The 11,773-nt window shown below is 72.2% G+C and carries 10 protein-coding genes; 2 read left to right on the forward strand and 8 right to left on the reverse strand.

What is annotated here, in order from left to right; all coding sequences use genetic code 11:
- The first annotated feature begins 457 nt into the window (after window positions 1-457).
- A complete protein-coding gene (trpS, locus tag STRAU_RS23670) occupies window positions 458-1,468 on the forward strand; it encodes a tryptophan--tRNA ligase (protein ID WP_016642912.1) in 1,011 nt (336 codons plus the stop codon).
- 203 nt (window positions 1,469-1,671) lie between these two features.
- On the opposite strand, the gene proC is transcribed toward trpS, so the two are convergent.
- The 4 genes from proC to STRAU_RS23690 form a co-directional block, all read right to left on the reverse strand.
- Entirely contained in the window at window positions 1,672-2,529 is an 858-nt protein-coding gene (gene proC / locus STRAU_RS23675) for a pyrroline-5-carboxylate reductase (RefSeq protein ID WP_016642913.1), read from the reverse strand.
- A 77-nt stretch (window positions 2,530-2,606) separates the two neighbouring features.
- Window positions 2,607-3,344: an ABC transporter permease gene (locus tag STRAU_RS23680; RefSeq protein WP_016642914.1), complete on the reverse strand. Its 738-nt coding sequence runs from the start codon at window positions 3,342-3,344 to the stop codon at window positions 2,607-2,609.
- A 64-nt stretch (window positions 3,345-3,408) separates the two neighbouring features.
- Window positions 3,409-4,203, reverse strand: coding sequence for an ABC transporter ATP-binding protein (locus STRAU_RS23685; protein ID WP_016642915.1), 795 nt, complete (start codon window positions 4,201-4,203; stop codon window positions 3,409-3,411).
- Window positions 4,204-4,742: 539 nt separating this feature from the next.
- A complete protein-coding gene (locus STRAU_RS23690; RefSeq protein ID WP_037661452.1) occupies window positions 4,743-5,246 on the reverse strand; it encodes a hypothetical protein in 504 nt (167 codons plus the stop codon).
- Between the two features lie 237 nt (window positions 5,247-5,483).
- Between STRAU_RS23690 and STRAU_RS23695 the strand changes: the two genes are divergently transcribed.
- Window positions 5,484-7,760: a serine/threonine-protein kinase gene (locus STRAU_RS23695; protein WP_016642917.1), complete on the forward strand. Its 2,277-nt coding sequence runs from the start codon at window positions 5,484-5,486 to the stop codon at window positions 7,758-7,760.
- 49 nt (window positions 7,761-7,809) lie between these two features.
- Here STRAU_RS23695 and STRAU_RS23700 read toward each other — a convergent pair whose 3' ends face one another.
- The 4 genes from STRAU_RS23700 to STRAU_RS23715 all read right to left on the reverse strand — a co-directional run bounded on the left by STRAU_RS23700 (window position 7,810) and on the right by STRAU_RS23715 (window position 11,725).
- Window positions 7,810-8,136 (reverse strand): SH3 domain-containing protein, encoded by a 327-nt coding sequence (locus STRAU_RS23700; RefSeq protein ID WP_016642918.1) that lies wholly within the window; start codon window positions 8,134-8,136, stop codon window positions 7,810-7,812.
- Between the two features lie 132 nt (window positions 8,137-8,268).
- Entirely contained in the window at window positions 8,269-10,128 is a 1,860-nt protein-coding gene (gene ilvD, locus STRAU_RS23705) for a dihydroxy-acid dehydratase (protein WP_037661455.1), read from the reverse strand.
- Window positions 10,129-10,271: 143 nt separating this feature from the next.
- Window positions 10,272-10,907 (reverse strand): TetR/AcrR family transcriptional regulator, encoded by a 636-nt coding sequence (locus tag STRAU_RS23710; RefSeq protein ID WP_037661457.1) that lies wholly within the window; start codon window positions 10,905-10,907, stop codon window positions 10,272-10,274.
- The gene (locus STRAU_RS23715; protein ID WP_016642920.1) at window positions 10,904-11,725 is read right to left on the reverse strand and encodes a sugar phosphate isomerase/epimerase family protein; all 822 of its coding nucleotides are present in this window, start codon (window positions 11,723-11,725) and stop codon (window positions 10,904-10,906) included. The genes STRAU_RS23710 and STRAU_RS23715 overlap by 4 nt, the downstream gene beginning before the upstream one ends.
- Window positions 11,726-11,773 lie beyond the last annotated feature (48 nt).

Consider the following 11,773-nt stretch of genomic DNA (forward strand, 5'->3'; position numbering starts at 1 on the left):
GCTGTTGGGCCGTTCCGACGAGTGAGACTTTAGCGGAATCTCGGCTCCCGAGCTAATCGGGGGCGTTCCTTCGAACGCGGACTCCTCATTTCACAAAAGCGCACGAAAACGAGCCGACAGCAGTCCCTCGTGAGAAACGAGGAGGCTGTGCATCGATCGTTTGAATGGTCTTGCGGAATGGCCGCCCGGGGACCGATCAGAGATTGGCGCTCACGTCGGGCAACTCGGAGAACACTACGTTCCGGTCCAGGGCGTGTCAACTTCGGGGCGGGGCGCGCTACGGTGGGGCCATGACTACGCATGCGCGCACCCAGCAGTGGTGGGCCGCCTGACGGCGGCCGCGCTCACGCATGCACTCAACGGCCGCCGCTTCGGCGGCCGTTCGCGTATCTCCCTCCGGAGGTCCTGAACCCGGTCGCCGGGTCGGCGGCCCCGTTCCGGAAGTGGGAGAGAAGAGATGACGCGGATCTTCAGTGGGGTCAAGCCGACCGGGCATCTGACGCTCGGGAACTACCTGGGCGCCATCCGGCAGTGGGCCGACGTCGATCAGCACCGGGCCGACGCGCTGTTCTGTGTCGTCGACCTGCACGCGCTGACCGTCGAGCACGATCCCGGGCGGGTGCGCAGGCTCAGCAGGCAGGCGGCGACGCTGCTGCTCGCGTCCGGGCTCGATCCCGAGCGGTGCACCGTGTTCGTACAGAGTCATGTGGACGAGCACGCGCGGTTGTCGTATCTGCTCGAGTGCGTGGCCTCGGACGGCGAGATGCGGCGGATGATCCAGTACAAGGAGAAGTCGGCCGTCGAGCAGGCGCGGGGCGGGAGTGTGCGGCTGTCGCTGCTGACGTATCCCGTGCTGATGGCGGCGGACATCCTGGCGTACGGGGCCGGCGAGGTGCCGGTCGGGGACGATCAGACGCAGCACGTCGAGCTGACGCGGGATCTGGCTGTGCGCTTCAACCAGCGGTACGGGCACACGTTCGCGGTGCCTCGGGCCACGCGGCCCGAGGTGGCCGCGCGGGTCATGGATCTGCAGGACCCGGCGTCGAAAATGGGCAAGTCCCATGAGTCGGGTGCCGGGATCATCTATCTGCTGGACGAGCCGGATGTCGTCCGGAAGAAGATCATGCGTGCCGTGACGGACAGCGGGAGCGAGGTCGGGTACGACCGTGCGGCCCGGCCGGGGGTCTCGAATCTGCTGGAGATCCTCGCGGCTTGTGAGGGCGGGGATCCGGAGGGCTTGAGTGGTGCGTACGCGTCGTACGGGGCGTTGAAGAAGGACGTCGCCGATGCGGTGGTGGAGTTGCTGCGGCCTGTGCGGGAGCGGCATCAGGCGCTCGTCGCGGATTCCGCGTATGTGGGGGACGTGTTGCGGAGTGGGGCCGAGCGGGCTCGGGGGATGGCTCGGCCTACCGTCGATGCGGCCTATCGGGCTATGGGGCTGCTGCCTGCGGGGGCGGCCGCCGGGTAGGGGGTGGGGGGTGGGGTGGCCCTGCGGGGCTTTCCCCAGTCCCGCCCCTGCCCCTTCCCGAAACCGGGGGCTCCGCCCCCGGACCCCCGGGGGTGGGAGTCCCGGGCGGGTGGGACATGCCTCCGTCTATCGGCCTTCGGCCTCGTCCTCAAACGCCGGACGGGCTGAAAAGCTCCCGGGCGGGCTGAGGCGTGGAGCCTCGGTCACGTGTTGTTGCCCGACGCCAGTTCTCGGCTTCGGTCTCGGGCCGCTTCCAGGGCCGCGATCAGGGCCGCTCGTACGCCGTGGTTTTCGAGTTCCCGGATGGCGTTGATGGTGGTGCCGGCGGGGGAGGTCACGTTCTCGCGGAGCTTGACCGGGTGTTCGCCGCTGTCGCGGAGCATGACGGCGGCGCCGATCGCGGCCTGGACGATGAGGTCGTGGGCCTTGTCGCGCGGGAGGCCGAGGAGGATGCCCGCGTCGGTCATGGCTTCGACGAGGAAGTAGAAGTAGGCCGGTCCGGAGCCGGACAGGGCCGTGCAGGCGTCCTGCTGGGTCTCGGGGACCCGGAGGGTCTTGCCGACGGCGCCGAAGATGTCCTCCGCGTGGGCCAGGTCGGCCGCGGTGGCGTGGCTGCCCGCGGAGATGACGGACATGCCCTCGTCCACCAGGACCGGCGTGTTCGGCATGACGCGGATGACGGGGGTGGTGTCGGCGAGGCGTTCCTCGATGAAGGCCGTGGTGATGCCCGCGGCGGCGCTGATGACGAGCGTGTCGGTGGTGACGTGCGGCGCCAGCTCGGCGAGGAGCGCGGCCATGTCCTGCGGCTTGCAGGCGAGGATGAGCGTGTCCGCGCGCTCCGCGGCCCCGGGGTTGGTGAGTGCCTCCACGCCGTAGCGCGTGCGGAGTTCCTCGGCGCGTTCCTGGCGGCGGGCGGTGACGAGCAGGTCCGCGGGCGCCCAGCCGCTGCGGATCATGCCGCTGAGCAGCGCTTCGCCGATCTTTCCGGTGCCGAGGACGGCGACCTTCTGGGTGGGCTTGTTCGGCGTGCTCGACTTGCTCGGCTTGTTCGGCGTGCTCATGGGCGCGGGCCTCCCGGGGGTGCGTCGTTCGGGGTCATCCTCGCATCGGGCGACGGGCGCGCGGTCCGCGGCCGGGGTCAGGCGGTGCGGCGGCGCAAGGTGGCGGCGCCCAGGGCCAGGACCAGGACGGCGCAGGCCGCCACGATCGCCGCGTCGCGGACGAAGTCGCCGGTGATGTCGGGGTGCCGCAGGACTTCGTTCATGCCGTCGACGGCGTACGACATGGGGAGGACGTTGGAGATCGCCTCCAGGACGGGCTGCATCTTGTCGCGGGGCGTGAACAGGCCGCAGAGGAGGAGCTGCGGGAAGATCACGGCCGGCATGAACTGCACCGCCTGGAACTCGGACGCGGCGAAGGCCGAGACGAACAGGCCGAGTGCCGTGCCGAGCAGGGCGTCCAGGAGCGCGACCAGGAGCAGCAGCCAGGCCGAGCCCGTCACGTCCAGGCCCAGGGCCCACAGGGCGAGGCCCGTGGCGAGGACCGACTGGACGACGGCGAGGGCGCCGAAGGCGAGGGCGTATCCCGCGATGAGGTCGCCCTTGGCCAGGGGCATGGCGAGGAGACGCTCCAGAGTGCCGGAGGTGCGCTCGCGGAGGGTGGCGATGGAGGTCACCAGGAACATCGTGATCAGCGGGAAGATGCCGAGGAGGGACGCGCCGATGGAGTCGAAGGTGCGGGGGTTGCCGTCGAAGACGTAGCGCAGGAGCAGCAGCATCACGCACGGGACCAGGAGCATCAGCGCGATGGAACGGGGGTCGTGGCGGAGCTGACGCAGGACCCGGGCTGCGGTGGCGAGGGTGCGGTGGAGGTTCATTTCGCTCGCTCCAAGGGGTGAGGTGGCTGGGGGGGGTGAGGTGGCTGGGGGCCGCTTGTGGGTGTCAGCGGGCGTTGGCCTCGTCCACCAGGTGGAGGAAGGCGGCCTCGACCGTCTCGGAGTCGGTGCGGGCGCGCAGGGCGTCGGGGGTGTCGTCGGCGAGGATCTCGCCCTCGCGCATGAGGAGCAGCCGGTGGCAGCGCTCCGCCTCGTCCATGACGTGCGACGACACCAGGATCGTGGTGCCGCGGTCGGCGGCGATGGTGTGGAAGAGGTTCCACAGGTCCCGGCGGAGCACGGGATCGAGGCCGACCGTGGGCTCGTCGAGCACGAGGAGCTCGGGGGCGCCGAGGAGCGCCACCGCGAGCGAGACCCGGCTGCGCTGGCCGCCGGAGAGGTTGCCCGCGAGGGCGTCGGCGTGGGCGGTGAGGTCGACGTCGGCGATGGCGCGGGTGACGTCCTCGTGGCGGCGGGCGGCCGCGGCGCCGCGGCCGGGGGCCAGGACCGCGGCGAAGTACTCCAGGTTCTGGCGGACCGTCAGGTCGTCGTAGACGGACGGGTTCTGCGTCACGTACCCGATGCGGGAGCGCAGGGCCGGGGTGCCGGCCGGGTGGTCGAGCACCTCCAAGGTGCCGGTGACCTTGGCCTGGGTGCCGACCACGGAGCGCATCAGCGTGGACTTGCCGCAGCCCGAGGGGCCCAGGAGCCCGGTGATCTGGCCCCGGGGGACGGCGAACGTGAGGCCGCGCAGGACGGTGCGGGGGCCTCGTACGACCGTGAGGGATTCGGCCCTGATCGCGGGGGTGGTGGTCCCGGCCGGACCCGCTTCGGTCCGGGGTGGGGTCTCGATATTCATCATGTGATGATTATGCGGCCGGCAGTGGGGCCTGCGTCAAGGGGGCGGCGGGGTGACGCGGGCTGCGTACGACCGTGACGTCCAAGGCGTACGTCTCCTCCACGACCTCGTCGGGGAAGTGGGCGCGCAGGTGCTCGCGCTCGTCCGCGAGGACGGGGGCGGCGCGGTCCGGGCCCAGGCGCGCGAAGTACGAGCGGCTGCCCAGGTGGGCCAGGTGGAGGTCCAGCGGGATCCGGCGCGTCCAGTGCAGGCGGCGGTGGGCCGGGGACGGCGAGTGCGCGGTAGCCCGGCAGCCGGGACTTCAGGCGGGCCTCCTGGGCGGCGTCCCAGGGGACGTGGACGGCCCGTACGAGCGGGGTGCCGGGCAGGGTCGCGCGCAGTTGTGCGCCCATGCCGCGGCCTACTGGTCCGCTACGGAGTCGAAGGAGAGGGCGAATTCGGGCGAGCGGCTGGGGTGGTCGGCCGTCCCGTCATGCTCGCGCTCCGGGGCGGGCCTGGCGATGACCCCGGCCGTGGGCCGGAAGCCTCCCCCGAGCGAGGGGCTACTTGCGGCGCTTGCGCTTCGACGGGTTGCCCGCCCGTCGCGAGTTCCGCTTCTCGTACTGCTCGCGCGCCGTCCGGTACTCCTCCCGGTGCAGCTTCTCGCCCGGGGCCTCCTTCAGGGAGCGGAAGAAGTACGCGAGCAGGGAGCCGATGAAGCCGATCATCATCAGGCTGCGCATCGACGCCACCGACTGCGGGTCGTGGCGCTTGCCGAACCCCTCCCACGTACGCCGGAACGCGATCGCGCTGCAGATCGCGAACATGATCACGACCAGCATGTTCACGAAGGAGCCCACGTCCGCGATCTCCAGGCCCTGGTACGCGAAGCGCAGCACCAGGCAGCCCGCGACGGCCGCGCCGAGCGAGCCGACCGCGACGCCGACACGACGCAGGCCGTAACGGTCCGTGTGGTCGACCCAGCTAGTGCCGAAGAAGCGGATGGGCTCGGGCTGCGGTCCCGCGGGGGTACCAGGGGTCTGCTCGGTACGCGATTCATCACTCACACCCGGATTATCGCCCGCGACGCCCAAAAGCCCGCCCGGAGCATCCAAGCCCGTCCGGCGCTTGAGGACGAGCCGCGAAGCGGGTCCGGCGCTTGAGGACGAGCCGCGAAGCGGCGAAGAGGGGGGAAAGGGGCGCAGCCCCAGCCGGGGCGAGCCGCCTAAGGCCCAGGGGCCAGCCCACGCTAGTTTGGGCAAGCAGACAGATGTACGAGGGACACCCGGGACGGGAGGTCGAAAGTGTCGCTCCGCTCAGGTGACCCTGAGGAGATCGGCGGCTATCCGCTGGAGGCCCGCCTGGGCTCCGGCGGCATGGGCACCGTGTTCCTGGGGCGTACGGCGTCGGGGCGGCCGGTCGCGATCAAGCTGATCCACCAGCAGTTCGCGAACGACGACGAGTTCCGCACCCGCTTCCGGCAGGAGGTCGCCGCCGCGCGCCGGGTCAGCGGCGCGTTCACCGCCGCCGTCGTCGACGCCGACCCCGAGGGTCTGCACCCGTGGATGGCCACGACGTACATAGAGGGCCCGACCCTCGCGCAGCGCATCGCCGGGCGCGGGCCGATCGGCGGCGCCGAGCTGCGCTCGCTGGCCATCGGGCTCGCGGAGGCGCTGCGCGACATCCACCGCGCCGACGTCGTCCACCGTGACCTGAAGCCGTCCAACGTGGTGCTCTCGGACGAGGGGCCGCGCGTCATCGACTTCGGCATCTCGCGCGCCGCCGATCAGCAGACGCTGACGATGACGGGGCGGGTCATCGGTACGCCGCCCTTCATGTCGCCCGAGCAGCTGCAGACGCCACGCGGGGTCGGGCCGTCCTCGGACGTCTTCTCGCTCGGTACGTTGCTGGTGTACGCGGCGACGGGGCAGGGGCCCTTCGACGCGGACTCCCCCTACATGACCGCCTACCAGGTCGTGCACGAGGCGCCCGCCCTCGACTCCGTGCCCCCGGCGCTGCGCGCGGCCGTCGAGCCGTGCCTGGCCAAGGACCCGGCGGCCCGGCCCTCCGTCGACGAACTCCTCGTCCTGCTGCGGGATCTGCCGGCGGAGCTGGAGGTCGTCGCGGGCGGGGGGCGCACGCGTGACGTCGTGACCGAGCATCAGCTGGGGCGGGACGACACGTCCGGCGAGCCCGGCCCCGCCGCCGCGGCCCCCGAACCTCGGCCCCGAGGCCCCCGCCGCCGCTGGCGCCCCGCTCTCGCCGCCGTCGCCGTCATCGGCGTGGTCGCCGCCGGAGTCGCGCTGCTCGACGCGGGCCCCGAGGGCACCCCGGACGGGCCCGACGGCAAGGGCCGCAACGTGGCCGCGACCGGTGCGGCCGCGCTCCCGGGCGGCTTCCGGCCGTGGCGGCAGGACGTGCCGGCGGGCAAGGCGAAGATCCCCGACGAGGTGCGCTGTCTGCCGGGCGGCGACTCGGTGTACTGCGGGGGCGGCGGCGTGATCGCGACCCGGGTCCGGGTCGCGGACGGCAAGCGGCTGTGGACGAGGGGCGGGCCGGGCGTCCCGGTCCAGGACATGTACCTCGCGGGACTGGCCACCGCCGGCGGCCGCGACGGCCACCAGGGCCCCGGCTCCGCCAAGGACCCCGGCTCCGCCGAGAACCCCGCCCGCACCGTCATCGGCTACCGCATCGCCGCCGAAGGCTCCGCGGGCCCGGACGAGGTCGTCGGCCTGGACGCCGCCCGCGGCACGGAGCTGTGGTCCGCGCCGTTCGGCGCCCATTCCACGGCCGTAGCGGGCCCCGGCGCCGCCGACGCCGTGGTGACCGGCTCCACCGTCCTGACGGCCGACGCCGACGGCACCCGTCTCGAAGCCCGCGACGCCCGCTCGGGCAGGACCCTGTGGACGTCCCCGTTCCGCGCGGGCGACCAGTGCGCGCCGCTCGGCGCCGGCGGCCGGGCGTACCTGATGTGCGCACCGAAGGCGCAGGTCACGGCCGGGGAGGTGCGGCGCGTGACGGTGCGAGGCGTCCGTCTCGCCTCCGGTGAACTCGGGCGGCCCGTCGGGGTGGCCGGGCCGGTGGAGCCGCTGGGGGCCGACGGCGGACGGCTCGTGCTCGCGCGGCAGCGGGTGGGCGAGATCGGAGTCGTCGAGTACGACGCGGTGGTCCGCCTCGACGCGGGGCGCGGCAAGGCGACGACGACCCGGCTGCCCCGGGCGTACGGCGGAGCGCCGCGGCTCGTCGACGGCACGGTGTACTTCACCGAGCAGAGCGGCCGGGTCAGCGCCGTCGACGCCGCCTCCGGCAGGCTCCGGTGGGCCGAGCACACGGGTGTGGAGGGCGCGTCCGGGCCGAGCGCGGGGCCGGGGGCGCTGTACTTCGGCTCGGCCGGCGGCCGGGTCGCCGCGCTCGCGCCGCGCGACGGCGAGCGCCTGTGGTCGACCGACCCGAAGGTCAACGGCGGCTCCGACCTCCGCCCGACGCCGCGCGTGACGTTCGCGGGGCGCGCGGCGATCGTGTCCGGCGCGGGCAACCTGCTGTACGCCTTCGACACGGCGAAGCCGCCGAAGTCCGGGTGAGACGAGCCGGAGATCGGCGGCTTCGTGGGCGCCCCGTCGCGCCCGGAGGTCAGCAGCGCGGCGCCACGTACCCGTTGCTCCCCGTCTTCACATACGTGTCCGACACATACCGGCCGCTGCCGATCCGGTCCCATATCTTCGACGTGCCCGTCGGCCCCGTCACCGTCTCGCCGGGCCGCTGGCAGGCGATGGAGACGCGGCTGCCCGCCCGCAGCCGGCCGACCTTGCCGTACGAAGTGCCGGGTCCGGAGCGGACGTTGACGTCCGCGACGACGGCGTAGGTCCGGGCCGCGGCGGCCTCGACGGTCATCTCCGCCCCGCCGGCCGCCTCGGCCTCGTCCGTCCCAGCGGCAACCGTCAGTTCCTCGCTGCTCATCCTGCTACCTCGTTCCCCCGTGAAACGGGCGGCGCGGGCCGCCCATGGCATGTACTCCACACCCTAGACGCGCCCGCGCATCAAGCCAGTTGCAGGACAAATCAGGACAGTCTCACCTGCTGTACGGCTGTGTCAGCCCAGCTTCGACACGTCCCGCACCGCGCCCTTGTCCGCGCTGGTCGCCATCGCCGCGTACGCCCGCAGTGCCTGCGAGACCTTGCGCTCGCGGGACTTGGGGGCGTACACGCCGCCCAGGGCCTCGCGGCGGCGGTCCAGCTCGGTGTCGTCCACGAGCAGCTCGATCGAGCGGTTCGGGATGTCGATGCGGATGCGGTCGCCGTCCTCGACGAGGGCGATGGTGCCGCCGGACGCGGCCTCCGGGGACGCGTGGCCAATGGACAGGCCCGAGGTGCCGCCGGAGAAGCGGCCGTCGGTGACGAGCGCGCACGCCTTGCCGAGGCCGCGGCCCTTCAGGAAGGACGTGGGATAGAGCATCTCCTGCATGCCGGGGCCGCCCTTGGGGCCCTCGTAGCGGATGACGACGACGTCGCCCTCGACGACCTGCTTGTTGAGGATCTTCTCGACGGCCTCTTCCTGCGATTCGCAGACGACCGCCGGGCCCTCGAAGGTCCAGATCGACTCGTCGACACCGGCCGTCTTCACGACGCACCCGTCGACCGCCAGGTTGCCCTTGAGGACACCGAGCCCGCCGTCCTTGGAGTAGGCGTGCGCGACGTCGCGGATGCAGCCGTTCGCCGCGTCCGTGTCCAGGGTGTCCCAGCGCTCGGACTGCGAGAACGCCTCGGCGGAGCGGCGGCAGCCGGGGGCCGCGTGCCACAGCTCGACGGCCTCGTCGGACGCGGAGCCGCTGCGGATGTCCCAGGCGTCCAGCCACTCCTTGATGGACGGGGAGTGGACGGTGTGCACGTCCTCGTTGAGGAGCCCGCCGCGGTACAGCTCGCCGAGGATCGCGGGGATGCCGCCCGCGCGGTGCACGTCCTCCATGTAGTACGTCGTGGTCGGCGCGACGTTGGGGGCGACCTTCGCCAGGCACGGGACGCGGCGCGAGACGGCGTCGATGTCGTTCAGGTCGTACCCGGCACCGGCCTCCTGGGCCGCGGCGAGCAGGTGCAGGATCGTGTTCGTCGAGCCGCCCATGGCGATGTCCAGGGCCATGGCGTTCTCGAAGGCGGCGTGGGTGGCGATGTTGCGCGGCAGGACGGAGTCGTCGGAAGCGTCGGTGGAGTAGTACCGCTTGGTCAGCTCGACGACCGTGGCGCCCGCGCGCTCGTACAGGGCCTTGCGGGCCGTGTGCGTGGCGAGGACCGACCCGTTGCCCGGCAGCGAGAGGCCGATGGCCTCCGTCAGGCAGTTCATCGAGTTGGCCGTGAACATGCCGGAACAGGAGCCGCAGGTCGGGCAGGCGTTCTCCTCGATGCGCAGGACGTCCTCGTCCGAGACGTTCTCGTTCGACGCGTCGACCATCGCGTCGATCAGGTCGAGCTTGCGGACCGTGCCGTTGACGAGCGTGGTCTTGCCCGCCTCCATGGGGCCGCCGGAGACGAAGACCGTCGGGATGTTCAGGCGCAGGGCCGCCATCAGCATGCCGGGCGTGATCTTGTCGCAGTTGGAGATGCAGATCAGCGCGTCCGCGCAGTGCGCCTCCACCATGTACTCCACGGAGTCCGCGATCAGGTCGCGGGAGGGCAGTGAGTAGAGCATGCCGCCGTGGCCCATCGCGATGCCGTCGTCCACGGCGATCGTGTTGAACTCGCGCGGGATGCCGCCCGCCTCCCGGACGGCCTCGCTCACGATCCGGCCGACGGGCGCCAGGTGCGTGTGGCCCGGCACGAACTCGGTGAAGGAGTTGGCGACGGCGATGATCGGCTTCCGGCCGATGTCCGCGCCCGGTACCCCGGAGGCCCGCATAAGGGCGCGCGCGCCCGCCATGTTGCGTCCGTGGGTGACTGTGCGGGACCTCAGCTCGGGCATCGTCGCTCGCTCCTCAAGGGTCATGCTGCGGGGCATGTTCCGGGCGTGTGTGACTCATGTGTGACTTAGGTCGAGCGTACGCCGGGGATCCAAGATCCGGACAGGGTGTCCGGATGCCGGGACGGGCGTCTCACTCCGGTACGTCACTGGTCAGCGGTGAGATGCCCCTGCACGACGGGCGCCACGCGAGCCACGATCTGCTCCAGGTCCACCGAGGCAAGAGGCTCGACCTTGATCACGTACCGCAGCATCGCCGTGCCGACCAGCTGCGCCGCCGCCAGCTCGGCACGCAGCTCGGCATCCGGCAGGTCGAGGCCGCGGGCGATACGGGCGAGCACCTGACCGGCGACGAGGTCGCGGAAGACCGCGGCCGCCGTCTCGTTGCTGACCGCGGAGCGCACGATCGCCAGGAGCGGCGCACGGGTCTCCGGGTTGTCCCAGACGCCGAGGATGAAGCGGGTCAGCCGCTCCCCCAGCTCCTCGGGCGGCCCGTCCTCCACCGCGCCGGGCGCCTGGAACGCGGGCGCGAAGGCCACCTCGATGGCGGCCGCGAAGACCTGTTCCTTCGTACCGAAGTAGTGGTGCACGAGCGCCGAGTCCACGCCCGCCGCCTTGGCGATGGACCGCACGGACGCCTTCTCGTACCCGCGCTCGGAGAACTGGGCGCGGGCCGCCTCCAGGATCACCTCGCGCATGGCGGGGCCCTGCTCCGACTGCGTACGGGAGGGGCGTCCCCGGCGGCGGGGGGCGGGGGCCTGGTCCGGTGCTTGGCCGGTCACGAGCGCGGCACCTTCACCGCCGACGCCAGGTGCAGCCGCGTGAACGCCAGCGCCTCGGCCAGGTCGGCCTCCCGCTCGGCGCTGGACATCGCGCGGCGGGTGTTGACCTCGACGACGACATGGCCGTCGAACCCGGTCGCGGCGAGACGTTCGAGCAGTTCGGCGCAGGGCTGGGTGCCGCGCCCCGGCACCAGGTGCTCGTCCTTCGCGGAGCCCTTGCCGTCGGCGAGGTGGACGTGGCCGAGCCGGTCGCCCATGCGGTCGGCCATCCGAAGCGCGTCGACGCGGGAGGTCGCGGTGTGCGACAGGTCGATCGTGAAGTGGCGGTAGTCGTCCTGGGTGACGTCCCAGTCGGGGGCGTACGCGAGCATCTCGCGGTCGCGGTAGCGCCAGGGATACATGTTCTCCACGGCGAACCGCACGTCCGTCTCGTCGGCCATGCGCCAGATGCCCTCGACGAAGTCGCGCGCGTAATTGCGCTGCCACCGGAACGGCGGGTGCACGACGACCGTCGACGCGTCCAGCTTCTCGGCGGCGGCCCTGGCCCGCTGGAGCTTGACCCAGGGGTCGGTGGACCACACGCGCTGCGTGATCAGCAGGCAGGGCGCGTGTACGGCGAGGACGGGGATCTGGTGGTAGTCGCTGAGGCGGCGCAGTGCCTCGATGTCCTGGCTGACGGGGTCCGTCCAGACCATGACCTCGACGCCGTCGTAGCCGAGGCGCGCGGCTATCTCGAAGGCCGTCGCCGTCGACTCCGGGTAGACGGAGGCCGTCGAGAGGGCGACCTTCGCATCCGGGATGCGGATTGGTTCCACCACGGGGACAGCGTACGGGGCCCGCTGGGTGCACCCCCAGGGGGCTCCGCC

Origin of the sequence: Streptomyces aurantiacus JA 4570 (assembly GCF_000414115.1) — a bacterium.
Lineage (GTDB): Bacteria > Actinomycetota > Actinomycetes > Streptomycetales > Streptomycetaceae > Streptomyces > Streptomyces aurantiacus_A.

Excerpts from the sequence above, each read along its gene's own strand:
- ilvD (WP_037661455.1), bottom strand. The coding sequence starts at position 10,128 with ATGCCCGAGCTGAGGTCCCGCACAGTCACCCACGGACGCAACATGGCG.
- STRAU_RS23685 (WP_016642915.1), bottom strand. The coding sequence starts at position 4,203 with ATGATGAATATCGAGACCCCACCCCGGACCGAAGCGGGTCCGGCCGGG.
- trpS (WP_016642912.1), top strand. The coding sequence starts at position 458 with ATGACGCGGATCTTCAGTGGGGTCAAGCCGACCGGGCATCTGACGCTC.
- proC (WP_016642913.1), bottom strand. The coding sequence starts at position 2,529 with ATGAGCACGCCGAACAAGCCGAGCAAGTCGAGCACGCCGAACAAGCCC.
- STRAU_RS23680 (WP_016642914.1), bottom strand. The coding sequence starts at position 3,344 with ATGAACCTCCACCGCACCCTCGCCACCGCAGCCCGGGTCCTGCGTCAG.
- STRAU_RS23700 (WP_016642918.1), bottom strand. The coding sequence starts at position 8,136 with ATGAGCAGCGAGGAACTGACGGTTGCCGCTGGGACGGACGAGGCCGAG.